General features: G+C 36.9%; 32 protein-coding genes and 1 pseudogene. 19 read left to right on the forward strand and 14 right to left on the reverse strand.

Going from position 1 to position 23,930, the window contains the following annotated elements; translation table 11 throughout:
* Positions 1 to 170 precede the first annotated feature (170 nt).
* The 3 genes from NC799_RS10735 to NC799_RS10745 all read right to left on the reverse strand — a co-directional run bounded on the left by NC799_RS10735 (position 171) and on the right by NC799_RS10745 (position 3,409).
* Entirely contained in the window at positions 171 to 1,022 is an 852-nt protein-coding gene (locus NC799_RS10735; RefSeq protein ID WP_272446436.1) for a DegV family protein, read from the reverse strand.
* A gap of 132 nt (positions 1,023 to 1,154) precedes the next feature.
* The gene (locus NC799_RS10740) at positions 1,155 to 1,976 is read right to left on the reverse strand and encodes a hypothetical protein (RefSeq protein ID WP_272446437.1); all 822 of its coding nucleotides are present in this window, start codon (positions 1,974 to 1,976) and stop codon (positions 1,155 to 1,157) included.
* 236 nt (positions 1,977 to 2,212) lie between these two features.
* Positions 2,213 to 3,409, reverse strand: a complete 1,197-nt coding sequence (locus tag NC799_RS10745) for an MFS transporter (protein WP_272446499.1) — start codon at positions 3,407 to 3,409, stop codon at positions 2,213 to 2,215.
* 248 nt (positions 3,410 to 3,657) lie between these two features.
* Between NC799_RS10745 and NC799_RS10750 the strand changes: the two genes are divergently transcribed.
* Both NC799_RS10750 and NC799_RS10755 read left to right on the forward strand, forming a co-directional pair.
* Positions 3,658 to 4,680: a glutathione S-transferase family protein gene (locus tag NC799_RS10750; protein WP_272446500.1), complete on the forward strand. Its 1,023-nt coding sequence runs from the start codon at positions 3,658 to 3,660 to the stop codon at positions 4,678 to 4,680.
* 15 nt (positions 4,681 to 4,695) lie between these two features.
* Positions 4,696 to 5,196 carry a GNAT family N-acetyltransferase gene (locus NC799_RS10755; RefSeq protein ID WP_272446438.1) on the forward strand — a complete coding sequence of 167 codons (501 nt, stop codon included), beginning with the start codon at positions 4,696 to 4,698 and terminating at the stop codon, positions 5,194 to 5,196.
* A 254-nt stretch (positions 5,197 to 5,450) separates the two neighbouring features.
* Here the strand turns inward: NC799_RS10755 and NC799_RS10760 are convergent, their stop codons facing one another.
* Positions 5,451 to 5,729: a Parvovirus coat protein VP1-like protein gene (locus tag NC799_RS10760; protein ID WP_272446439.1), complete on the reverse strand. Its 279-nt coding sequence runs from the start codon at positions 5,727 to 5,729 to the stop codon at positions 5,451 to 5,453.
* A gap of 103 nt (positions 5,730 to 5,832) precedes the next feature.
* Between NC799_RS10760 and NC799_RS10765 the strand changes: the two genes are divergently transcribed.
* Both NC799_RS10765 and NC799_RS10770 read left to right on the forward strand, forming a co-directional pair.
* Positions 5,833 to 6,366 carry a methylated-DNA--[protein]-cysteine S-methyltransferase gene (locus NC799_RS10765; RefSeq protein WP_272446440.1) on the forward strand — a complete coding sequence of 178 codons (534 nt, stop codon included), beginning with the start codon at positions 5,833 to 5,835 and terminating at the stop codon, positions 6,364 to 6,366.
* 36 nt (positions 6,367 to 6,402) lie between these two features.
* A complete protein-coding gene (locus tag NC799_RS10770) occupies positions 6,403 to 7,212 on the forward strand; it encodes an AAC(3) family N-acetyltransferase (protein WP_272446441.1) in 810 nt (269 codons plus the stop codon).
* Between the two features lie 197 nt (positions 7,213 to 7,409).
* Here the strand turns inward: NC799_RS10770 and NC799_RS10775 are convergent, their stop codons facing one another.
* The 3 genes and pseudogenes from NC799_RS10775 to NC799_RS10785 form a co-directional block, all read right to left on the reverse strand.
* Positions 7,410 to 7,550 carry a hypothetical protein gene (locus tag NC799_RS10775; RefSeq protein ID WP_272446442.1) on the reverse strand — a complete coding sequence of 47 codons (141 nt, stop codon included), beginning with the start codon at positions 7,548 to 7,550 and terminating at the stop codon, positions 7,410 to 7,412.
* Positions 7,551 to 7,858: 308 nt separating this feature from the next.
* Positions 7,859 to 8,107, reverse strand: a pseudogene (locus tag NC799_RS10780) (OsmC family protein); the annotation flags it as partial.
* A 21-nt stretch (positions 8,108 to 8,128) separates the two neighbouring features.
* Complete coding sequence (locus tag NC799_RS10785; protein ID WP_272446443.1) at positions 8,129 to 8,329, reverse strand: hypothetical protein; 201 nt, start codon at positions 8,327 to 8,329, stop codon at positions 8,129 to 8,131.
* Positions 8,330 to 8,581: 252 nt separating this feature from the next.
* On the opposite strand from NC799_RS10785, the gene NC799_RS10790 reads away from it, so the two are divergent.
* Both NC799_RS10790 and NC799_RS10795 read left to right on the forward strand, forming a co-directional pair.
* Complete coding sequence (locus tag NC799_RS10790; RefSeq protein WP_272446444.1) at positions 8,582 to 9,676, forward strand: PRK06851 family protein; 1,095 nt, start codon at positions 8,582 to 8,584, stop codon at positions 9,674 to 9,676.
* 303 nt (positions 9,677 to 9,979) lie between these two features.
* Entirely contained in the window at positions 9,980 to 10,102 is a 123-nt protein-coding gene (locus NC799_RS10795; RefSeq protein ID WP_272446445.1) for a YjcZ family sporulation protein, read from the forward strand.
* A gap of 164 nt (positions 10,103 to 10,266) precedes the next feature.
* Here NC799_RS10795 and NC799_RS10800 read toward each other — a convergent pair whose 3' ends face one another.
* Complete coding sequence (locus tag NC799_RS10800; protein ID WP_272446446.1) at positions 10,267 to 10,662, reverse strand: SLAP domain-containing protein; 396 nt, start codon at positions 10,660 to 10,662, stop codon at positions 10,267 to 10,269.
* 15 nt (positions 10,663 to 10,677) lie between these two features.
* Entirely contained in the window at positions 10,678 to 11,328 is a 651-nt protein-coding gene (locus NC799_RS10805) for a hypothetical protein (protein WP_272446447.1), read from the reverse strand.
* Positions 11,329 to 11,476: 148 nt separating this feature from the next.
* Here NC799_RS10805 and NC799_RS10810 point away from each other — a divergent pair, with 148 nt between their 5' ends.
* Entirely contained in the window at positions 11,477 to 12,631 is a 1,155-nt protein-coding gene (locus NC799_RS10810; protein WP_272446448.1) for a DUF5667 domain-containing protein, read from the forward strand.
* 80 nt (positions 12,632 to 12,711) lie between these two features.
* Here the strand turns inward: NC799_RS10810 and NC799_RS10815 are convergent, their stop codons facing one another.
* On the reverse strand, positions 12,712 to 14,109 hold the full coding sequence (locus tag NC799_RS10815) for an NAD-dependent malic enzyme (RefSeq protein WP_272446449.1): 1,398 nt from the start codon (positions 14,107 to 14,109) through the stop codon (positions 12,712 to 12,714).
* Positions 14,110 to 14,945: 836 nt separating this feature from the next.
* On the opposite strand from NC799_RS10815, the gene NC799_RS10820 reads away from it, so the two are divergent.
* Complete coding sequence (locus NC799_RS10820) at positions 14,946 to 15,080, forward strand: hypothetical protein (RefSeq protein WP_272446450.1); 135 nt, start codon at positions 14,946 to 14,948, stop codon at positions 15,078 to 15,080.
* A gap of 63 nt (positions 15,081 to 15,143) precedes the next feature.
* Here the strand turns inward: NC799_RS10820 and NC799_RS10825 are convergent, their stop codons facing one another.
* Entirely contained in the window at positions 15,144 to 15,557 is a 414-nt protein-coding gene (locus NC799_RS10825) for a hypothetical protein (RefSeq protein ID WP_272446451.1), read from the reverse strand.
* A gap of 165 nt (positions 15,558 to 15,722) precedes the next feature.
* Between NC799_RS10825 and NC799_RS10830 the strand changes: the two genes are divergently transcribed.
* The 7 genes from NC799_RS10830 to NC799_RS10860 all read left to right on the forward strand — a co-directional run bounded on the left by NC799_RS10830 (position 15,723) and on the right by NC799_RS10860 (position 18,433).
* Positions 15,723 to 16,160, forward strand: coding sequence for an Hsp20/alpha crystallin family protein (locus NC799_RS10830; protein ID WP_272446452.1), 438 nt, complete (start codon positions 15,723 to 15,725; stop codon positions 16,158 to 16,160).
* Positions 16,161 to 16,181: 21 nt separating this feature from the next.
* On the forward strand, positions 16,182 to 16,406 hold the full coding sequence (locus tag NC799_RS10835) for a hypothetical protein (protein ID WP_272446453.1): 225 nt from the start codon (positions 16,182 to 16,184) through the stop codon (positions 16,404 to 16,406).
* Positions 16,407 to 16,408: 2 nt separating this feature from the next.
* The gene (locus tag NC799_RS10840; protein WP_272446454.1) at positions 16,409 to 16,879 is read left to right on the forward strand and encodes a hypothetical protein; all 471 of its coding nucleotides are present in this window, start codon (positions 16,409 to 16,411) and stop codon (positions 16,877 to 16,879) included.
* A gap of 14 nt (positions 16,880 to 16,893) precedes the next feature.
* Positions 16,894 to 17,136 carry a hypothetical protein gene (locus tag NC799_RS10845; protein WP_272446455.1) on the forward strand — a complete coding sequence of 81 codons (243 nt, stop codon included), beginning with the start codon at positions 16,894 to 16,896 and terminating at the stop codon, positions 17,134 to 17,136.
* A 22-nt stretch (positions 17,137 to 17,158) separates the two neighbouring features.
* Entirely contained in the window at positions 17,159 to 17,371 is a 213-nt protein-coding gene (locus tag NC799_RS10850) for a hypothetical protein (protein ID WP_272446456.1), read from the forward strand.
* Positions 17,372 to 17,549: 178 nt separating this feature from the next.
* Complete coding sequence (locus tag NC799_RS10855; RefSeq protein WP_272446457.1) at positions 17,550 to 17,810, forward strand: hypothetical protein; 261 nt, start codon at positions 17,550 to 17,552, stop codon at positions 17,808 to 17,810.
* Between the two features lie 119 nt (positions 17,811 to 17,929).
* Positions 17,930 to 18,433: an Hsp20 family protein gene (locus NC799_RS10860; RefSeq protein ID WP_272446458.1), complete on the forward strand. Its 504-nt coding sequence runs from the start codon at positions 17,930 to 17,932 to the stop codon at positions 18,431 to 18,433.
* Between the two features lie 116 nt (positions 18,434 to 18,549).
* Here NC799_RS10860 and NC799_RS10865 read toward each other — a convergent pair whose 3' ends face one another.
* Entirely contained in the window at positions 18,550 to 18,792 is a 243-nt protein-coding gene (locus NC799_RS10865; protein WP_272446459.1) for a hypothetical protein, read from the reverse strand.
* 113 nt (positions 18,793 to 18,905) lie between these two features.
* Positions 18,906 to 19,064 (reverse strand): hypothetical protein, encoded by a 159-nt coding sequence (locus NC799_RS10870; RefSeq protein WP_272446460.1) that lies wholly within the window; start codon positions 19,062 to 19,064, stop codon positions 18,906 to 18,908.
* A gap of 226 nt (positions 19,065 to 19,290) precedes the next feature.
* On the opposite strand from NC799_RS10870, the gene NC799_RS10875 reads away from it, so the two are divergent.
* On the forward strand, positions 19,291 to 20,898 hold the full coding sequence (locus tag NC799_RS10875) for a ribonuclease J (protein ID WP_417006677.1): 1,608 nt from the start codon (positions 19,291 to 19,293) through the stop codon (positions 20,896 to 20,898).
* 96 nt (positions 20,899 to 20,994) lie between these two features.
* Here the strand turns inward: NC799_RS10875 and NC799_RS10880 are convergent, their stop codons facing one another.
* Positions 20,995 to 21,330 (reverse strand): winged helix-turn-helix transcriptional regulator, encoded by a 336-nt coding sequence (locus tag NC799_RS10880; protein WP_272446462.1) that lies wholly within the window; start codon positions 21,328 to 21,330, stop codon positions 20,995 to 20,997.
* A gap of 168 nt (positions 21,331 to 21,498) precedes the next feature.
* Here NC799_RS10880 and NC799_RS10885 point away from each other — a divergent pair, with 168 nt between their 5' ends.
* Genes NC799_RS10885 through NC799_RS10895 form a run of 3 tightly spaced genes read left to right on the forward strand, consistent with a single transcriptional unit; the run spans position 21,499 to position 23,834 of the window.
* Positions 21,499 to 22,443: an aldo/keto reductase family protein gene (locus NC799_RS10885; protein WP_272446463.1), complete on the forward strand. Its 945-nt coding sequence runs from the start codon at positions 21,499 to 21,501 to the stop codon at positions 22,441 to 22,443.
* A gap of 28 nt (positions 22,444 to 22,471) precedes the next feature.
* A complete protein-coding gene (locus NC799_RS10890) occupies positions 22,472 to 22,879 on the forward strand; it encodes a VOC family protein (RefSeq protein WP_272446464.1) in 408 nt (135 codons plus the stop codon).
* Positions 22,880 to 22,913: 34 nt separating this feature from the next.
* A complete protein-coding gene (locus NC799_RS10895) occupies positions 22,914 to 23,834 on the forward strand; it encodes an aldo/keto reductase (protein WP_272446465.1) in 921 nt (306 codons plus the stop codon).
* The last annotated feature ends 96 nt before the right edge of the window (positions 23,835 to 23,930 follow it).

Here is a 23,930-nt window from a genome sequence, read left to right on the forward strand (position 1 = left end):
CTACGGTCAGATAAGGCTAAAATAATAAAGCTGTAGCATTACTCAGGTACTTGAAAAAGAAGACTAAAATATTTAGTCTTCTTTTTGCTGAATAGATAACACCCAGCCTCAATCGTCTTGCGCTTTTCCTCAGTATTGTACCATTTCCTAGCCCTTCTAAAAGCGGCTAGCTATTTTTCCACCCATGCAAGCCCAATCGTTTCAGGACCAGTATGCACACCTGCAACAGGAATTAATGGCATTTTTTCAATCCTGAGCTCTTGATATGATTCTTTTATTTTAGTAACGAGTGCTTCAGCTGCCTCTTTGTCACCAGCATAGATCACTGCAATCCGGTTATGAATCCCTCGTTCAACTGCTTGGTGAAAGATAGTTAGCAGAGATTTTTCTGCTTTTTTTAATGTGCGGACTTTTTCAACAATAATGACTTTACCTTCCTCTAAAGCAAGAATTGGTTTAATTTGCAATATGTTCCCGATTAAAGAACCGAAATTAGATACTCTACCACTTCTTCTAAGTTGCTCTAAGCTAGAAGGTAATAGATATAATTTACCCTTTTCGCGCATAACGATAAGTTCACTAATTAATTGCTTCATCTCCATACCTTTATGATGTAAGGATAACCCTGTTTCAATTAGGTACCTTAGTGGGAAAGAGCCTATCCATGAATCAATGGGATTGATGGGGAAGCCAACCATTTCCGCAGCCTGTACAGAAGAAGAATATACGCCAGTTAGTTTACTGGATGCATGAATCACAACTGCTTCATCATAATTCTCTTTTAACTTTTCATATAAGTTGATAAAATCTCCTAAAGCTGGTTGAGAGCTCATCGGCTGAGTATCAGTGTTCATCATTTTTTTATAAAATTCATCTACAGTTATATCAATTTCTTCTTTGAATGTCACATCACCGAAGGAGACACCCATAGGAACAACGAAAACATGGTTTTCCTCTAACCATTGTTTATCTTCTTTAGAAAAACTGGCAGTGGAATCAGTAACCCAAGCAATTTTTTTCATTGTTTTTTACTCCCTTTAATAAATTACGTAACTGTCACAAAAAGTCACAGAGACATTAGTATTATAACAAGTTTTTTTCTGTTAAGAAAATGATATAGTTATAGCAATAATTAAAAGGATACCAATAGAAAGTTATTCGTTTAAAGGTAGCAATGACTGAATAAATGATTTAGCGCCCTCTATGTCATTTGACCCTTTTGATATCAGAATAATCTTTGCACCTTCTATATTTGTTCCTTTAAAAAGGTCAGATCCAGATATCTCTATTCCGTATAACCTATTCGTATCATCATCTTCGGTTTTAGAATAATATAAGGAGCTCTGTTCTGTTTCACTTAAATTCAAGTCATCTAACGGGATAAACGAGCCATCATCGACAAAAACCTCATAATTTCGCTTATCGAAAATAAAAACATCAGGATTTGCTTGGGTTAAAGTTGCTTGATTCTTTACGATGGTTCCCATATCAAATTGTGAACGAACTTCTTCTGGTTGATAGAAGAAGTCAAAGTTGGCTATGCCGTTTGGATAAAGATTTGTTAAATTTTCTTCTATTAATGTAACGTCATCACTAGCGTAATTACCCATCATAATAATATTAAACTCTTCTTCTGGGTGGTCAGCAATATCCTCGTTATCATTACCGCCAAGCATCGATACGACTAGATATACGATTAAGAAAAGTCCAATAGTTCCACCTAGTAAGTGGAATTTATAGTAATAGAAAAAGTGACTAACTTGTTCTTTCAATGGGCTATCTTTGATACTAGTAGGTTCAAGCGGAACTCCTGTTAGCTCACTTTTTATTAGTTTGTATGCCTGATTTAACTCATCTATCTGGTTATTTCCTAAATTTCTTTGTCGCTTGATTAACCTTATGTATCTCTCATCTAACTGATCGAGTGTAACGTCATCGGAAACTTCGAGTATTTCTTTGGCTTTTTGTATATCCATCTTGTCCACATCCTTAAACTGAGTCTTCTTATATGTATCCGCTAACAAAGGATCTGCTTTAATGATAACATGTTTTTAGTGGAAAAGGGCTTATCTCATTGAATGTTTTATAATACGATTGGACATGATTGAGTTCTATTATCAAAGCAGCATATGTGGCATCAAATATGCTAGTTGCTGAAAAACACGTCAAACGATTCTAACTTTGGCCTTGTAAGTATATGTGATTCCCTTAACTAGATTACACTATTTTCCTTCTTCAAAAGAATAAAAATGATTAGAGAAAATCCAGCACATAACAAAGCGTTTAACGCAATAAAACTATAACCTGCTTGCATTCCTATGGCGATATTTTTTCCGGTTTCTACATTGTTAAACCAGTTGCTAAATAACTCAATGATATAGCCAATGAGCAAGTTACCAACAATACTTCCAATTCCAATCAATGAAACAGTAAATGTAATTGCCGAATCTGTTCCTTTTGCGTAACGTTTTGCAAGTAATGCCATCATCGTTGGGTAAATTGGGGCAACCCAGATGCCTGCAATGGCGAACAAAATAGCGGCTTCTTCTCCGATTGAAATAGCGGCCAAACTACTAATCCCAGCTAGACCGGAAAAGATAATTACAGATTTTGTATACCCGAACTTGTCCGTTACTGGACCGAGTAATAGTCGTGCAAACATAAATAATAAGAAAAAAACAGACAACAGTTTAGATGCTTCATCTAGTGTCCAATCATAGACTTTTATTAAATAGTTAACCAGCCAGCTGGCCATTCCAAGTTCAGCTACGACCCCAAATGTCAAGGCGAAAACAATGAGCCAAGCAATTCGATCACGTGTTAATCCTTTGATGGATGTTCGTTCCCCTTGAATAGTGTTTTCGTTTGAGAAATTACTCAAGACTACAGGGATAATTGGCAGAAGCGAGAAAGATAACATAATCAAGTACATTCCGCGCCAACCTAACTCCGAATTAAAGATAACCCAGCCCATCATTGATGTAGCAAAAATGGGGGCAACTGTTGATCCTAATCCATAGAAGAAGTGGGAGAGATTAAGCATGGTGCCAGTATTTTTAGTGAAGATTCTCGCAGCAATAATGGCTAAACTTATTTCAAGCATGCCGTTTCCCACATTTAAGAAAAAATAGGAAGCGGAAAGCATAAAAAAGCTATTGGATAAGTAGATAAAATACCCCGACAATGCCATTGCAGAAAATAAAATAATGCTTGTCAACTTGACCCCAATTTTGTTGATTAATGTTGAAGTATATAAACAAGCAATTAGAAATCCCAGAGCATTAAGTGCTAACAGAATTCCTAATTGTGACTCTGATACTTGAAAGTCTGCTTGAATCTTAGGGATGGCCGGCCCCTTAATATTTTCCGAAATACCAAAGATAGTAAATCCGCCGAATACAACGATCATTAACAAGATATAATTTTGTTTAGGTGTGACTTTCAGGAAGACCCATCCTTTCGATAAAAGATTTCTGATAGTAGTATTGTAGTCGCTTTCTATCCATTAGCAAATTTAAAAGGCTTATATGGCTTAAACATAACATCTATGCTGGAATAGAATTTAATAAGATTCAGTTATAAATAGTTTTCTTTGAAAAGAAAAGGAGATATAATCGAGGGGAAATATCTTTGATTCGAGAGAAAGGGTGTCAGCAAGTGTCACTAAAAAATCAAGCTACTAATGAACATACAGCTAATAACAAAAAGCCAAGTGAGATTAGTAAGGATGGATCTTTTGCGAGACAAATAAATCAATTTACAATCCCATTTGGCACAGATTCTTCGGAATTGCCTGTTGAAGCTGATCGATATCGGCTCATTTGGTGTCAAGCTTGTCCATGGGCCCATCGTGCAGTCATAGTTCGAAGTATTCTTGGGCTAGATAAGGTCATCAGTTTAGGAACAGTCAGCCCGCTTCGACCGAGAATAGGACGGGTCGATTGGGAATTTTCGTTAGATGAAAATGGTAAAGACCCAGTTTTAGATGTACAATACCTAAGTGAGATTTATCTAAAAACAGATTCTAGTTACGCAGGGCGCCCAACAGTACCTGTCATGGTCGATATCAAAAAAATGGAAGTAGTCAATAACGACTATTTTAGATTGACTAATTATTTCGAAACAGAGTGGGCACTGTTCCATAAAGAGAATGCCCCAGATTTATATCCTGAATCAATTCGTGAGGACATTGATGCATTAAGTGATGTTATCTTCCATGATATAAACAATGGTGTCTACAAGTGTGGATTTGCCCACTCGCAAGAAGCATACGAGGAAGCGTATGAATCCTTATTCTCAAGGCTTGATGAGCTAGAGAATCGCTTAGCAACAAATCGATTTTTATTTGGTGATTTCATTACGGATGCTGACGTTCGTCTCTATACAACACTCGTTCGTTTTGATGCTGCTTATTTTACGGCATTTAATACAAATCGTAACCTTATTCGAGAATTTCCTAATCTATGGGGTTACGCACGGGACTTATATGAAACACCTGGATTCGGTGATACTACTGATTTTGATGCAATCAAACGACATTATCATTTATCCATTACAATAAACCCTGATAAAAAAGAAGTTGCTATTATGCCAAAAGGGCCTGAAGAAACTATATGGAATACTCCTCACGACCGGGAAAGAATAAGTGGAAAAAAGGAAAAATTCATAATCAGAAGTTAAGGAGACTGACATGACATGATTATCCGAGAAGCAAAAGAAGAGGAATTGTCGTTTATTCGAATGCAAAGAGTAAAGGCTTACCGGGAACATGAACGTTCCGTAAATGAAGAACATTGGCAAGGACTAAAACAAGCTATTTCATCTGAAATAGATGCTGATGAAAAGGTGGAAGTTATTGTTGCTGAAATAGATGGTCAAATTGTCGGAAGTGTCGTATTATTTCCACCTAAAATGGATGTTTACGAAGGACTCGTTACTGAACTAGATAACCCTGAAATCCGAATGTTGGCCGTTGACCCAGATGTCCGTGGACGAGGCGTGGCGAAAGCTTTAATTCAAAAGTGTATTGAAAAAGCTAAGAATGCTGGACACCAAGCAATTGGCCTCCATACAGGAGATTTCATGCACCAAGCGATAGCGCTGTATCAACGATTAGGATTTGAACGTCAACCATCAGCTGATTTTGAGCCTGCGAATGATGGGGTAATTGTAAAAGCATTCCGCCTAACGTTATAACTAAACGGTTGCTGTCTTGCAACCGTCTCTTTTTAAATGATAAGAAAAAAATCCTGGCTCCGAGTGCCCTTCGTTTTTCTTATAATTATAAGATAAGAAATCACCAAAGTATAAAAAACCAAGAGCTGTCTAGCTCCGAGCGCCTACCCCGCCTGAGTTCTTAAGCATAAAATCTTTGTGGCAAAGAGCACCACATAGGTTTTCTGCTTAAGCTTGTCGGGGGTGACCAAGGCGCGACTGGCGCTTCTCTTTTCTTATAAACCACTTTTTAAGCGAATAATATTATAAAAGAATCGTGCGTCTCGTCCTTTCTTTGTAGCTGGATTTATTTTCGTGCGTAAACAAGCTAGAAATTCTGCATCACATTTTTTACTAGGACCGTATTTAGCATAACATGCGTCATGGATACGACAACAATTGTCTACGTCGTTAACGGGCACACCAGGGCCACTGCAACCAGGTCCACAATACCGGTAACCAGGTGCACACAATCCAGGTGGCCTTCTAATGTGTCTAGCTCGCCAATGGTTCATGTTGGTCACCACCTTCTAATCTTTTTGTTATATTCTATGGTTTTGGAAAGGTGTTTTGGCACGGCATATGTGGATGTATCTCTCAAATAGGTGGTTTTCGAATATGGATAAGATTGTTTATTGGTCCCAATTTGAAGTTGGTAAATGGAACTTTAAACTTGCAGCGACCAATGATGGGTTGTGTTATGTAGGAACACCGAATACTACGATCGAAGAATTGACAGGGTGGTTAAATAGTCATTTAAAGACGTATACGATTGAACGAAATGATGAAAAACTTCAGTCATATATTAATCAGTTTATCAATTACTTTTCTCGAAAAAGTACGACTGTTTCTGTGCCGCTTGATGTCAGAGCTACATCTTTTCAACGGAAAGTTTGGGATGCATTAACGCAAATTCCGTTTGGTAAAACTTGTTCATATTCAGAGATTGCAAGTAAAATAGGTAACCCTAATGCTGTTAGAGCTGTTGGCGGTGCAATTGGTGCAAATCCTGTACTAATTACCATTCCCTGTCATCGTATTATTGGGAAAAATGGGTCAATGACAGGATTTCGTGCAGGAGTTGATTTGAAAAAATATTTAATCAATCTGGAGACAAGGAGTACTTTTGGTGACAACTACATGAAAATATAGATGCATTTGTGGCCATCAGTTGTCGAGGTGAATGTTATGAGTCAAAGAAAAATTATCAATGAAACAATTAAACCAAATACACGAACAACGATTGCCCAAGAATTAGCCACCCTTGGCGTTGCAAAAGGGATGACAATAATTGTCCACTCTTCATTGAAGTCGCTTGGTTGGGTGTGTGGAGGCTCCCAAACAGTAGTGCAAGCCTTAATGGATGTTGTTGGTGAAGAAGGAACGATAGTCATGCCTGCTCAAACGGGTGATAACTCAGATCCTGCTGATTGGGTTAATCCGCCAGTTCCAAGAGAATGGTGGGCGACAATACGAGCAGAAATGCCTGCTTTTGATCCTTTTACTACGCCTTCAAATGGCATGGGAGTTATAGCGGAAACGTTTCGTTCCTGGCCGGGTGTTAAACGAAGCAATCATCCTACTTATTCTTTTACTGCTTGGGGAAAATATTCTGATTATATTATTTCGAAACAGCCTCTAGAAGCTGGATTCGGACTAGATTCTCCACTAGCGAAACTATATGAACATAACGGTTATATTTTACTCCTTGGCGTAAATCATGCTAGCAATACCTCCTTACACTTAGCTGAACATGATATTGAAAATAGGGATATAGTGAAAAAAGGCGCTGCGGTAATGGAAGATGGAAATCGTGTATGGAAACGGTATAAAGAAATTGAGTATGATTCTGAATTGTTTCAAGCATTGGGAACAGATTATGAGGAAATCTATGAGACAGCCTCTAGTCACGTCGGGCAAGCAAAAGCAAAGCTGTTTAGCCAACGGCAAATGATCGATTTTGCAAGAGATTGGCTTGGTAAGAGGGCTGAAATGTAAAAAAGGAACTATTCATTTTGAGTGGGATTAAAGGATGCAGATCCAGTCTTCTGTTAAAGACAAGATTCCAGACAGAAAAGTCATGCGTCATAGAAGTGCAATGTTATATGTCAAACCGGTAAGAAGACATTGAACAAGGATAGTTGCAAGTGAATCAAATAATTCCCACATGACATTTCATGTGGGAGCAATTAGAATTATTGCTTATAATATTCCTCCGTGAAAAATCGATACATTTTTTCTTGGTATTCTACAGGTGCGCAATCCACTTTATACCATCCCATGCTTTTTGCAATATTACGATAGGAGGATTGAATAGCAACTTGTTGAAGAGCCATTTCTATGTGGACATCTCGTATGTTGTGATTTCTGATTAATAATGCAGACTTAAAATTCATTAGGGACATTTTTTTCGACAAATGCTCTAGTTCTGTATAAATGATCCACCATCAGCTTACAATCAACTTTTGATAATTTCATCGTTCCTAATGCCTCCTTTTCTTCCTATCACATCATATTAAAAAAAGACAATCATCGTTCATCCATGTGGTTTGATAGCAAGAACTGAACTAAGGCAAAAAAGATCATGGAATATAAAACATCCCATGATCTACAAAATTTGGTTATTTTTTTTGTGAAATCCGTGTTAATATGCCTCAATCGTCCAAGAATTTTTAATTTGGACGGAGCCTTTTAATGTTTGTGCAACAGGACAATTTCGCTCAAACACATTTAGTGCTCGTTCTGCAGCAGCCTGCTTGCCCTCTGGTACTTTCACATGATAATGACAATTGATTTCTGTTATTTTCAGAACACCATCTGGTGCTTCGATACGACCCTGTATATCAGCATGTATTTTGTTTGGTGAAGTTGGAATTTTACGCGCTTCCAGCGCGCCTGATAATGTTCCGACTAGTCAGCCGCCAGCAGCTGCAACAATGTGGTCGAGTGTCGAAGGGTATTCTATTTCCGGATTAGTGCCATAAAAGTCTTTTACACCACCGTGAACACCGAAATATAGCGGTTCCTCAAAATTTCCTATATAAGCTTTTCTAATTTTGTTTGCAGTATCCTCTTGGATAATTGAGATTTTAGTTAACTCAATTGGTTTTCCCATTTCTTCCACCACCTTTACTATTAGAATATGGGACATCCGGCTTTAAATGCAATCAAAAAGCCTTTGCCATCAAGGATTTTGTTCCATAAAAATGAAACCGACGTTTTCAAAAAAATAAGAAAGAACTAGCTTTTGCCCTGATTGCTCTATGTTAAAATTAATGCTGTATGCTTCAAGGTAATTAGGTCATTCACCTAATTACCAACAGATGCATACACTGTTGGTAGATAATCTCACAAAGGAGAGATATTCATGCCAGGAAAAGCTACAAACTATTATGCCGGTGGGAATACGGCAAAAGGATTTTATGATTTGTTTTCATCTAATTTACAAGGACTTGAACATGTCTATTTATTAAAAGGTGGACCAGGTACTGGTAAATCAAGCTTAATTAAGAAGCTTGCTAATGAGTGGCTGTCGAAGGAATACGACGTGGAATTAATTCATTGTAGTTCAGATAATGATTCGTTAGATGGGTTAATCATTCCTGCACTTAAATTTGGCATTTTTGACGCAACTGCACCACATGTGCTTGAACCAAATGCACCAGGTGCAATTGAACAATATGTAAATCTAGGTGTTGCTTGGGATGTTGAAAAATTGAAAAATCATCGAAATGCAATAGTGAACTTTCAAACGAAGTTGGGGGAGGCTTATCAAAAGGCTTATCAGCTATTCGAAGAAGGTTTAAGTATCCATGATGATTTGGAGAAAATATATATTCGCGAAATGGATTTTGATAAAGCAAATAAAGTGACATCAGACTTAGTTGACGCCATATTTCTAGGCAAGAACAGTGAGACTAAACAGTCCATAACAAAACATCGCTTTTTCGGGGCATCTACACCAGAAGGAGTAGTTGATTTTATAGCGAATATAACCGAGGATTTACCAAAGCGCTACTTTATAAAAGGTCGGGCTGGCACTGGTAAGTCTACCTTATTAAAAAAAGTAGCAAATGCAGGAGAAGAGCGTGGCTTTGATATTGAAATGTATCATTGTGGTTTTGATCCGGAGAGTATGGATATGGTCGTTATTCGTAAATTAGGCGTTTGTGTTTTTGACAGCACAGATCCACATGAGTATTTACCGAGTCGTCATGGCGATGAAATTGTGGATTTGTATGAACAGGCAGTTACTCCAGGAACAGATGAGAAATATGAAACAGAGATCAATGATTTTAATACACGATATAAACAACGGATGAAGGAAGGTATTACCTATTTACAAGTAGCAAAAGCTCTCCATGATGATTTAGAAAAAATCTATGTGGAAGCAACTGATTTCTCGGTAATAGATAAAATCTATGAGGAGATAAATGCTGAAGTTGGTAAGTTAACAAAATAACTACGTTAGTCCGTTTGTGACTAAAAGAGTGAAGGGCACACTTTATATACACTCTTCAAATTGTTCCGCACAAACAGTCGGAAAAACCTTGATCTAAGTTTAGATCAAGGTTTTTCTTTCTAACGTTTTAACAATTCCTTCTCGATATCCTTGATAACTAGTACAATATCTAAACTTTTTTTAAATGTTGTGGTGAAAGAATTTCTTAGCAATGCCCTGCATTCGCCTATTTTATGATGAAGGACTTACCAACTACTTTTGTAAAACATATCATATAACAAATGGTTGAAGGGAGGAATAATAATGAGTTTTGCAGGAGGATTCCCACAAGGGGGACACAATGGTTTTATCCTTTTAGTAGTCCTGTTTGTTCTATTGGTTATTGTCGGTAATAATTATCCAATGGGACAAGGTTGGGGTTATTAATGATCTAGGCTAAGGTATCATTGTTGGTTGGTGCTAAGGATGTGATGACAAAACGCATGGATATTATCCATGCGTTTTAGTACTTGTCTAGGAAATTATAAAATCAATGCTTGATGTTGATAACAGTATAGGCATTTTGCTTTTTGAAGGTGAGTTGAAATTTTCTATGCTTGGATTAACATCCATCGAGCTTTTAGTGCTGAGTTTTTGGTCAAGGAGTAATTAGATGGTAAGCATTGTTTAGGGAAAATAAACGTCCACGGCATACTCGTTCCTGGTTGGAGCGTTAAGGTTGGTATGGTAAACGAATGTTCAGCGATGATTTCTTCTTGTTCGGTGTAACAAAGTCGTTTATCTCTAAAAGATAACGGTACATTAGTAGGATTGTGTACTAATACTGTCACAAGCAAATTATTTTCATGATTAATTGCCTGCCATAAAGGTGTAAAAGTAACCTGTTTGTCCAAAGTTTCTACTGATTCCAAAAAAACTTGCTTAATATGCTCCCGGTCCTTAACTGATAAGGTTTTATCCCATTTGGCTTCAAATGTTAACTCCATACATCCACTTCTTTCTTATCCTTCATTCTTTTTTACCATAAACCATATAAACAAAATTGTCCAAATAAACGGTGGGCCGGAAGTGAAGGCAAGAATGAATGGAACGAAATCAATCATTAATAAACCAATAATGATGCCAATCACTCCCGTTATCCCACTTGTTATACCAAAGTATTTAAACCAAAGTGGCAAACCTTTAGAATCTATCGCTATACTGTAAGTAAGTACACCTAACCATATAAAAATAAATGCGATATAACCAGCAAAGAGTGAGAAGCCGAAAACAATGAACCAATCAGCCATTAGCTTCTCAAGCGGATGGCTAATAGCTTTGGTTAACGTGGGAACAATACCTATCTCCAAGATGAGGACAATTACCCAAATCGATAGAGCAATAACCATTATACATGCTCCTATTTGGCTAAACGAATGATGTCTCGTTAAGAAATGGTTGCCAACAATTAGTGCTAGTAGCCAACAAGTTAATCCAACAAGTATTAATATGTGGTCGGTAATCCAAAAATGATGTTCAGAAACTTTTTGATAGGTACCGAGACTATTCCATGGATTAAAGGTGGTTGGATGGAATAGCGATGACAAAATAAATAAACCTGCCCCAAATAAACCAATTATTCCGAAAAAGCGAAGTTGTGAGTGAGCCTGCATAAAATAACCTCTCATTAAAAACTTTTATTCTATATTTTTGCCTATTTACTCCTTCACAAACAAAAAAGAAAATTTTTTTGAAAAAAAAGACATAAACTATATTCTTGTCTCGAAATTTGTAACAAAGAAAACGAGGAGGCAATAAAAAATGGAAAACAAAAAAGTAAGACACTTTATTACCAGTGGACTGGTGGCATCAGCTTTTATCTTAACTACTAATTTTGGAACAGTATTAGCAGAAGAAGATGGTGAAAATAACACGTCCGAGGTAATAACAGAAACCAATCAGGGACAAGTTGACGAACAATTGGCTGATTTAACAGCTGAATTAGATTTGGAAGAACCAAGCTTATTACCAGGTGACTTCTTCTATTTTGCCAAAATAATGTTAGAGAATATTCGCAGTGCGTTTACTTTCAATGATTATGCTAAAGCCAAACTTTATGCTGATTTTGCTGCTGAACGTATTGCTGAAGCGAATGCATTAATCGCTGAAGGGGAAACAGACAAGGCGCAAGAATTACTAAAAGAGGCTATTCAAAGACAAGAAGAAGCAAATGAAACATCCTCAAGTAACGAAGGGGATGAACAAGCCCAGGATACCGCTTTAAGAGTTGAAATGCCGGACCAGGAAGTGACTACTTCAGAAGATGTGGAAATCAGTGATGAAGCAGAAGACAGTGATGACCAAGCAGAAGTAGAGGAAGTAGATGAGCTAGATAATAGATTCGCAAACAATATCGACTCGCTACTGCTTGTCTTAGAAAAAATCGACAATCCTAAGGCGCGAGCAGCTATTGCTAAAAACATTCAAAAGTCTTTCGCAAAACTAGACAAGAAAATGGAAAAGCTAGCAGCACTGGAAATAAAAATCGATGAAAAAATGAAAGAAATCGAAGAAGAAATAGCAAACGGAGAGATTTCTGAAGACGAAGCAGATGAACAAATAGAAAACCTACAAGCTGAAGTAGAAAACGATTTGGATGAAGCAGACCAGGAGGAAGAAAAAGACACTGCTGAAATTAAAGCAGAAGTTACTAAAACAGTTAGTGACACAGCTAAGGAAATAGCAAAAGAAAAACAAGAGGAAGCAAAAGAAAAACGAGAAGAAGCCAAAGAAAAAGCGAAAGAAAAACGTGAGGAAGCAAAAAAGAAACGAGAAGAAGCTAAAAATGCAAGGAAAGAAAACAGTAAGTATGAAAAAGATGGGGAAGAGGAGCAAGACAAATTTAACGAAGATGACAAGGAAGACGAGGAACACAAGAAAGATGAAGATGAAGATGAAGACAACGACGATGAATAAAATTTGAGACAAAAAGCCTGGGTTTTTCCAGGCTTTTTGTCTATATATTAAAAACGTAAGGTTTAAGTTTAAGCAAATTTTTATATCTTTTTAGCAACGCCAGTCTCTTGAGCTGATTTAATAACAGCTTCTCTAATCTTTTCAACCACCTGGGTATTAAATACACCAGGGATAATGTATTCTTCGTTCAATTCATCTTCACTTATAGTTGAAGCAATCGCAACCGCAGCCGCAAGTTTCATTTCTTCATTAATTGCAGAAGCTCGGCAATCTAACACACCACGGAATATTCCTGGGAAACAAAGAACATTGTTCACTTGGTTAGGGTAATCTGACCGACCGGTTGCCATCACTCTAACATAAGGACTGGCATCTTCAGGTGATATTTCTGGGTTTGGGTTAGCAAGGGCAAAAACAATTGGGTCTTTCGCCATTTTCTTAACATCGTCCACTTTTAATATCCCTGCTGCCGAAACACCGATAAAAATGTCAGCATCTTCTATCACGGTAGATAATGGACCTTGTTCGTTATTAGGGTTGGTATGCTCAGCTACCCAGCTCCACGTCTGATTCGTATAGTTTGTTGTTTTATTTATAGCCCCGTTCCGATCGACACCAATAATATTTTGGGCACCGGCATTAAGCAACATCTTTGTAATTGCCGTTCCAGCAGCACCAATACCACAAACAACAATTTTACAATCAACAATATTTTTCTTTGCTATTTTCAGTGCGTTAAAAATACCTGCAAGGACTACAATTGCTGTGCCATGCTGGTCATCATGAAATACCGGAATGTCTAGTTCTTTTTTTAATCTTTCCTCAATTTCGAAACATTGCGGTGAGGCAATGTCTTCTAAATTAATTCCACCGAACGTTGGCGCGAGTGCTTTAATGATACGGATTATTTCTTCAGTGTCTGTTGTGTCAAGACAAAGTGGATAGGCATTAATGTTGGCAAACCGTTTGAAAAGCATTGCTTTACCTTCCATTACGGGCATTGCTGCTTCCGGTTTAATTTTACCTAAACCTAGGACTGCAGTTCCATCAGAGATAACAGCGACTGCATTATTTTTTATCGTTAGGTTATAAGCAAGAAGAGGGTTTTTGTCAATGGCTTGACTAACACGAGCAACCTCTGGGGTGTACACCTGTGATAATTGCTCCCGGTTATTAATATCAAGCTTTGACTTCACTTCTATTTTCCCACCTAAATGAACAAGAAATGTTCGGTCTGAAACGTGCCTAACCGCAACACCATTTAAATCATTAATAGCAGCTACAATTCTTTCTTGTTCCGATTCATTTGCTACCCTAATTGTAATATCGCGTACAGTCGTGGATTGTCCTTCTTTGATAACGTCTATTGCTACTAAATCACCACCGGTACTACTAATCGAAGTGGCAATTTCTCCAAAAGTTATCTGTTTTTTATCAATTTCGATACGTAATATCACGTGCATACTAGATCTAGCCATAAAAACATCCCCTTTAACCAATAATAAGAAATGGAGGCAAGTATTTCCCTAGATGTATTAAGAATATTGTAACATATTAGACACTCATTTTGCCCTTGGACATTTAATCTAACTTCCAGTAGGATACTCTCATGTTTATTTAGTAAGGTGGCTATCCATGAACAAATGAATTAAATAGTTAAGCTAATATCTCCATCGTCATTTATTTCAACAGTAGAATAGCTTGAAAATGTGTCCTTGATGACATCACTATTTATAAAATGAAAACGGTCTTTAAATTCTTCTTTAAACCAGTTTTTAGCTTGTTGGTGGTTTTCAAAATCAGGCATTTGATCACTGATTGTTGATAAATCAAAATTCAGAGTTTATCTACTCCTTTCGTTCTCTAGCTAGTGTTTCCAATTTTTTTACGGAAAATGAATTAAAAAACTAATTTGTCTCCTTTGCAAAATAGCAAGGAATAGTTCACTTTTGGAAACTCGTAATAAAAAAGGGTGGTGCCAAGTGGCAACACCCGTAGGAATAGTGAAATTGGACGAAAGAATGTTTACCTTGCTAAGTAACAAATTCTTTCTTAAGTTCGACCTTACATGTAGGCTTAAGCTTTAGGACGACTTTTAAAACGCAAACACAAATCACACCTTTCTTTCAATCAGTTAATTTTACTGTATGCTAGGCATATACCTAATGTTACACTGTGGTTTGCAAAAATTCTAACGATTTTTCCCCTTGTAACGTGATAACAAATTCAACACAAAAAAGGATAAGAAAAGCACAAATTGTTTAACTTAAGAGGGCAAGGCGCCCTGCTCTTTTCTACAAAAGGAGGTAATCGATTGAATTCTGAAAAATATGCCAACTTAAGTGATAAAGAGTTAGAAAGAATATCGCAGCTAGAAGATGAACTTGGTGTGATTTTAATTGCATACGACGAAACTAATGTTAATACTACAGACGTTAACAACAACTAAGAAAAGCACTAAAAACAAAACCCCTCATTGGAGGGGTTAAAACATCTCATCTTCTACCAGCTTCTATAGGAAACTGATTTTTATTCCCTTATCATTTGTCTCCATTTTATAATTCCAATCCCGTTCATTTGCAGGATGTATGTTATTTCCTTTTCCCTTATGATTTTCCTTTTTTGTACGGGTGGTGGGATGCCTTTCTTTAGTATGAACATTCTTTTTTTTGCGCTCGTCATTATTATCTGTTGTCTTCTGTTTAGGTTGTTTATTTACTGTGGTCCCTAGATTGTTACCGATATTAAGGGCTCCGCTTAGTTCTTTTATATCCAGTTTTTCTAACTTATATATCAATTCCTCAACATTTGCTGTTTGGATTTCTAAATGTTCGATATTTATATAAATAAGTTTGTCATCCGCATGGTTCTTTAGTGATTCGATATCTGCTACATTTTTAGGATGATCTTGATTGTCTTTTGTCATCATGATTACCCCTTTAAGAATTGCCACTGTTTGTACATGTTATGTGGATAGGCCCTGGTTTATGTTTTTCACAGATGTCTACAAGAGAAAATATTTAGAAAAAGTTAATTTTATGCTTTTTCATTCATAGATATGTAGAAAGTAGTTTAAATTGGAGGACTCGGTATGCAAGGACAACAAGATTACAATAAGTGGAACGAGGCGAGAAAGGTTCTTGGAGACGATTTTTGGGACGTAATGTCAGATGTCATGCCAAATGTGGGTCCTAGAATGGATATGGTTCAAGTTAATAATGGATTAAACATTATCTTAGAAATACCTGGCGTTATCGATGAAAATGATATAACCATTCGCCTTAAAGGATTAACATTAATTGTTGAAGGTACTATTTCTAGACCATATATTGTCTCAGAGGATTCGATTATTCAAAGTGAACGGTTTTACGGGCCATTTAAGCGAAAAATTCGGTTGAAAAGAAACCATCTTATTGAAGAAATTAAGGCTAAATATAGTCGTGGCTTATTATTGATTGTTGTACCAGTTTTATCAGATTCAGACGATCCAAGTCCCGATGATCCCTCGGTTCCGATTCAATTTGATTAAACAGAAGGGCGGAATTTTTAAATGACGAAGATTCGTTTTAAAGATTTGAATGTAAAAGAAATTACGAATTCATCCGGTATTTTTTCTGGTGATAACCTGCAAGTAAAATGGACACATCATAAAAAAACATCAGAAGGATTCGGTTCTGTTGGTGGAGAAAAAAATGAAATAAACGGTTGTCAAAATGTTTCTATCAAGATAAATCGTTCAAAGGAAACCAATCAATACTTTAGAAAAGAGGGATAGGTTTGACTGATTCACGTTCATTTTCCCCGAAATTTTATATTGAGACGTTAAGGATTGGTTCCGTCGAAGGAGCTTCTGCGATAAACTTTGGTAATAACACCCCAACCAATTTTGAAAATCACTCCAAACACACTCAAGGATTTGGTACAGTCAGTGGGGACCAAAGCAAAATATCTGGCTCGAAGTCTGTCCTAATTGAAGAGGCGCTTAAAGATTTATTTGAAGAAGAGGATAGTGAATTAGCTGAATGGTTAAAGGAAATGATTTTGGAAAAGCAAGGCGATGTGGAAATAGAATCGGAATCTGATGAAGAGGAAGATGAGGATGAAGAAGACAAGGAAGACGAACTAACGGACGCAACCGTTGAGAAATCAATCGATTGGGAAGAGTCCATTCCATTTGGAGAAAGTGATGCCGACGAAGAATTCAAGATACATGTTGACAAGGAAGATGAAGATGAAGAGGAAGAGTGAGGGGGAAGGGCACTTTGAGAAAAACGATTTTGTTTAATTCAATTGATATAACCATTACGGAATCAAATTCTGCAGTATTCATTGGTAAAAATAAAAATGGATATTGGGACGCAAACAATAAGAATCTAAGTTCTCTTGGTACGATTACTGGGGTGGAGAATAAGTATGCGGATAACGTCAATATCATTAAAGATAATGACTTTATTGATACACCAATTTTGACTAAATCTATCAACAAAAGGGGCGGTTTTTATTAATAAAAACAACAGTAGCCCATTTGTGGCTTTTGATAGTATCAAAGTATTTGCGATTGATACAAACTCAGGAATTTTCATCGGAACAAATCGACAAGGAAATTGGAGTTCTGCAAGTAATAACAAAAGTGGATTTGGGACAGTGAAAGGCTCTCATAATCATACAAAGAGAAACATTAATATATTTAAAGATGATGACATGATAGACACTCCAATTAAGAAAATAAATTACAAATAGCATCACATACCGATTGGCTATCGAGCAGGAATCTCGAAGCCTTTTGTTGTTGTTTCGAAGGCATGCCTTGCGCTTTTGTTCAGACATGTGTGGAAAAGTAGACAAATCATGAATCCTGTCCACAACGATTAATACGTTATACATAGACTATAACTATATTAAGGAAGGAGGAGAAGGTGTGGTTGACTATATTAAATTTGATAGAATTCAAACCGGTGATATGGATGGTAAGGCAGGAGTGTTCATTGGTAATAATAAAGTATCCGGAGGAGGGAGTGGAAAAGCGGTGCAGAGCATTGGTAACATTACAGGTAGTTATAATTCATTTGATAACAGTTTTTTCTATCTTTTTGATGATGATTGGGTAGACGCTCCCGAAGTTAGTAAAAGTGTGAATCTAAAGATGTGTAAACGTAAAGCAAAAAAAGTAAAAAAATAACAAGAAAGAAGTAATTTGAGCCCAAATAACACATTAATCCCTCCTGCTCATAATTAAGAAGTCATACACTATCCTATCCTTGCTCGAATAAGATACCAAAAAGGAAAGGATGGTCGATGATGAATCCGTTTGAATTATTAAAACACTTTAATAATTTCCCATTTCAAAAAATGACAAGTGATCATTTTTCCCCTGAGTATATGGATGATGTGAAAAAAATGATGAAACAATACCAATCTTTTTTCGATTCAGATTTTTTTGAGACAATGAATCAATATCAAGGGAACAAAGACAGACAGCCACATTTTCCGATTGAAATATTAGAGAATGAAAACTTCTTGTACTTAAACATTGTCACACCAGGATTAAAGGACTTAAGAAATTCGAAGCTTGTGTTCAAAAATGATCGAGAAGTTTTGCTTAAGGCAAAGGTTACCCCGAGAAAAACTGGTGAAGCATTGACCTTGATCAAGAGTGAGCTGCCAAGAGAAGTTTATGAAAGAAAAATTCATTTACCAAAACCAGTTGAAGAAACCACTTATTCTTCAAACTATGATGATGGGGTATTAACGTATGTTTTAAAGAAAAAGAAGACACATGCCAGTGACTTTTTCGGGTTTTAAAAAGCGCCACTCCCTGTGATATTCAGGGAGTGGCGCTTTTATGGTGGGATGAAAGGTTAAATAAGATTCGTTATTACTTTCCTCATACCATCTTTAGATTCTTCTTGTTAAATTTCCTATATCTGGGTAGTAGGAGCCTGTATATCATAGTTATAAATTGGTGTATCGATGAAGTCGTTGTCTGTAATAACATTGAGATTTGCTGGGAATGTATTTAAAACGCCAAAAAGTAGTCCAATGGAAAACAAGTTCTTGTTATGCGACTCCCAATTTGAAGCAGAATTATCCCCAATAAAGACACCCGTATTTGTTTCTTGAACGTTAACATTGATTGCATTAAAGATGATGGTTTCTGGCATCTGAAATTCCCCTTTTTTAAAAAGACTAAGAAAGTTTAACATCCAAAGATATTTAGCTTTTCTTAATGCTGTTAGTAGCCATTGTATTCAACCATCATTTTCTTGTGATTACTTTAGTAGTCAATCTCCTCGATATCCTTCGGTTGGATAGATGGGCGCATCTTTTTTAGTTCAGGATTTTCTCTTATTTCTTCTGATATTTCCTCGAATGCTTTTGTTTTTTTATCGTGTCTACTTGTATTTTGAACGTTGTGATGTAAATGTTTATCCATAAACTCCACCTCCAAAACGTGTCATAAATATTATTCCTAACTATGCGATTAATTATCCACTAAACTAGGTGAAGTGTGCCTACCATTCGTTCTCATAAAAGATAATTAATGGTACATACTACCCTTAGAATGTATAAATAATGATATCTAAGGGAGGTTTTAAAAAGTGAATAGTACACAATTGTCAATCTTTGCGCTCGGTGGATTACACGAAATCGGTAAAAACATGTATGCCATTGAGTATGGTAACGATATTTTCCTAATTGATTGCGGAAACAAGTTCCCGGATGAAACATTATTAGGGATTGATTTAATTGTACCAGATATTACATATTTACTTGAAAATAAAGAAAGAGTGAGAGCTTTATTAGTTACACACGGCCATGAAGACCATATTGGTGGGATTCCTTATTTGTTAAAGCAAATAAACGTCCCAGTCTATGCAACACGTTTTACACTTGGATTAATAGAACTTAAATTGCAAGAGCATAAAATTTTAAGGGAAGCAGAATTACACGAGATTAATTCAATGACAAACCTTTCTTTTGGACAAATAAAGGTAAGCTTTTTTAAAGTAACACATAGTATTCCTGATTGCTTAGGCATTGTGATTCGAACACCTGAAGGAAATATCGTCCATACAGGAGACTTTAAATTCGATTTAACGCCGGCAAATGATGAAGCAGCCGAAATTCATAAGATGGCTGCTATTGGTGAAGGGGGTGTATTAGTCCTCCTGTCAGAAAGCACAAACGCTGAAAGGCCAGGTGCAACGCCTTCGGAACAAATAGTTGGAGAACACGTTTTGGAAGCGATAATGAAAGCAGAGCGAAAAATATTTTTATCAACTTTTGCCTCAAACGTAAATCGGATCCAACAAGTAGTTGATGCCTCAATTAAAGCTAACAGAAAACTTGCTTTGATTGGTAGAAGTATGATAAATGTCGTTGATGTTGCTATTAAGCGAGGATATTTAACAATACCGGATGGTATGCTCATAGACCAAGAGGAAATCAATAACGCTGACCCAGAGAAAGTTACAATACTTTGTACTGGTAGTCAAGGGGAACCAATGGCAGCATTGGCAAGACTGTCAACAGGAAACTATCGTGGGGTTGATGTGTTACCAGGGGATACAGTTATCCTTGCTGCTGGTCCAATCCCAGGAAATGAAATTAACGTAACCAGAATCGTCGACAATTTGTATTCCTTAGGTGCTAATGTTATCTATAGCTCTGGTAAATCAACAGCGATGCACGTCTCAGGACATGGGTATCAGGAAGATTTAAAACTGTTGCTCACATTAATGAAACCACAATATTTTATCCCAATTCATGGTGAGCTAAGGATGCTCCACCAGCATCGAATATTAGCGGAATCAGTAGGGGTAAAAGAAGGTCATACATTCATTTTAAATAACGGTGAAGTGGTAGATATTAACCGTGGTGACGCAAGACAAACGCGCAAAGTTCATGCCGGAAATACTTATGTAGATGGTATTGGGATTGGTGATGTAGGTGATGTTGTTTTGCGAGATCGTAAACAGTTGTCTGAAGATGGAATGCTCGTAACTATTTTAACCATGAGTAAGACAAAGAAAAAGTTAATCGGAACCCCAGATACAATTTCACGTGGTTTCGTTTACATGCGTGAATCTGAAGAGCTGTTAGAAAAAATCGACCAAGTAATTTCTAGGACGATGAAAGAATTTGAAAAGTCAAACAAACTTAATTGGGGAGACGTGAAACGACAGATTAAGAAGGCAGTTGGTCAATTTGTCTTTAATGAGACGAAGAAAAAGCCGATGATTTTACCGATAATTATTGAAGTTTGACGGTCCACAAATGTTTTGTTAAATCTCACAGTTGAATGACATTTTACTTTTTGATTGGGAGTGTTGATGTCATTCAACTGCTTACACAGTTATCCTTTACCCCCACTTTGCTCCCCAGTACTTCATTTCTTTAATAATCTTATGTAGGTCTTGACCCTTTTCTGTTAATGAATATTCCACTTTAACAGGAACAGTTGGATAAACGGTTCGAACTAAAATCTCATTTTCTTCCATATGACGTAGTGCATCGGTAAGTGCTTTTGGACTAACGCCATTAATGGCACGCTGTAATTCACTAAATCTTTTTGTCCCAGTAAATAATTCTCTTAAAATGAGAAAGGACCATTTAGAACCGATGATATTTAATGCCTTTTCAATTGAACAGTCAATCACTATTGGTTGGTCTAGTTCTTTTCCTTGTATATTTTTCATATGTTCTTCACCCCATTGCAGTCTATGTTTATATCTTACTATAAATTTTATAGTAGATATACTGTTTGTAATTATCTTTAATAAAATTCACTTCTTTTCATTACCTACAAGCTCCTTTACAATAAAGATAGCGTTATCATATATCCTATCTAGAAGGGAACGATTGGAATGAAATATAGACGTTTGGGAAAGTCTGGATTGAAGGTAAGTGAAATTAGTTTAGGTAGTTGGTTAACATATGGAAAATCAGTGGAAGATAACACAGCAACAAAAACCATCCATAAAGCGTATGAATTAGGAATTAATTTTTTTGATTCGGCAAATGTATATGAACGTGGAGAAGGTGAACGAGTAATGTCGACTGCGTTAAAGGAGTATCCACGAGAATCCTATGTTATCACGACAAAAGCATTTTGGCCAATGGGCGATGGACCCAATGATCGGGGATTGTCACGTAAACATGTGACAGAACAACTACATAATAGTTTAAAGCGAATGAATTTAGACTATGTCGATGTGTTTTACTGTCATCGCTATGATCCTGAAACACCAGTAGATGAAACACTACGTGCAATCGATGACCTGATTCGTCAGGGAAAGATATTATATGCTGGTGTAAGTGAGTGGACTGCAGCTCAAATCGAAGAAGCGATTGGTGTAGCAGATAAATACCTTCTCGATCATATCGTTGTGAACCAACCGCAATATAACATGTTCCATCGATATATCGAAAAAGAGGTAATCCCGGTTAGTGAAAAATATGGAATTGGACAAGTAGTGTTTTCGCCGCTAGCACAAGGTGTATTAACTGGGAAATATAAAGGAAGCAAAGTTCCGGAAGATAGTCGTGCTGCCAATGACTCAATAAATAATTTTATTTCAGGGATGTTAAATGAAGACGTTTTACGTAAAGTTAATCAGCTTGGGGTTGTGGCAAAAGAACTGGATATAACTTTACCAACCTTGGCATTAGCGTGGATTCTACGACAACCGAATGTATCTAGTGCACTAATTGGTGCAAGTCGTCCAAGTCAAGTGGAAGAAAACGTGAAGGCTGTATGCATTAAACTAAGCACGGACGTCCTTGATCAAATTGAGTCCATTTTAGCATAATTGAGCGTAGTTACGAGGAGGAGTTTTGATGATTAAAGGAATTGGACATGTTGCACTAAAGGTAGAAGACATGGAAAAGTCACTGCACTTTTATTGTGAGGTACTTGGTTTCACACGTGCTTTTGACATTCTTGACGATAATAATAACCCATGGATTGAGTATGTTAAAGTGGCACCGGGACAGTTTATTGAATTATTTTACGGTGGTAAAAGTAAAGTAGAATCAGTTAAAAATGCGATTGGATTTGACCACCTATGTTTGGAAGTGGAAGATATAAACGAAATTGCCAACCATTTAAAAGCAAACGGGGTTGCATTAGATGATGAGCCTAAAAAAGGGAAAGACGACAATTATCAGTGTTGGGCGAAAGACCCTGACGGTAATCGAATCGAATTTATGCAATTGATGCCGACTTCCCCACACATGAATTGTTAGTAAGTAAAAAAACGAAAGAAAGGGTGTTAACGATATGAAATATAGACGTTTAGGTAAAACAGACTTAAAAGTTTCTGTTGTTGGTGTTGGAACATGGCAATTTGGTGGTGATTGGGGGAAGGATTTTAATCAATCTGAAGTTGATGCCATATTAAATCGTGCCAAGGAGTTAGGCATTAATTTAATTGATACCGCCGAGTGCTATGGACCAGATCATTTGTCTGAATCTTTTATTGGTGATTTTCTTTCGCGTGACAATCGGGACGACTGGATTCTTGCGACTAAATTTGGTCACCACTGGCACGATACATGGAGCCATGCGTGGAGTGTCGATGACGTAAGAAAACAATTAGATGAGTCTCTTACTGCATTAAAAACAGATTACGTTGACTTATATCAGTTCCACTCTGGTTCAGATGATGATTTTAATAACGACGATCTATGGACAATGCTTGATAAACAAGTACAAGATGGTAAAATCCGGAACCTTGGCATTTCCATTGGCAGTAATAAAAACATCTATCAAACATCCAAGGCAACGGAAGTAAACGCAAAAGCAATCCAGGTCGTTTATAACCGGATTGATAAAGCGCCAGAAGAAGAGGTATTTCCTTCTTGTATCGAGCAAGACCTTGGTGTGTTAGCGAGAGTCCCACTTGCAAGTGGATTTTTAAGTGGAAAATACAAGCCTGGTGCAAAGTTTGACGATAAGGTACGAAAACGCAGAGAGCAAGCAGACATTGACGCACAACTTAAAGAAGTGGAACAGATCAAACAACAGGAGTTGCCAGAAGGTGTCAATATGGCTGAATGGGCTCTAGCCTGGTGTTTGCAACATCCAGCCGTAACGACTGTTATTCCTGGATGTAAAAGTCCAGAACAAGTTGAAGCTAATGCTGCTGCAGCTGATTTAGATATGGTTGAAATGGAACATCGTCTAGCTTGGGTTAAATAAGGTAACCCCTTTTGTCAGATAACGAAATGGAACGTGAATCCGTTTCGTTGTCTGACTTTTTAAATGGTAGTTAAAGGAGGGAAGAAATGGACAAGC

It is taken from the genome of Aquibacillus salsiterrae (genome assembly GCF_028416595.1).
In the GTDB taxonomy this organism is placed as follows: Bacteria; Bacillota; Bacilli; order Bacillales; family Amphibacillaceae; genus Aquibacillus_A; species Aquibacillus_A salsiterrae.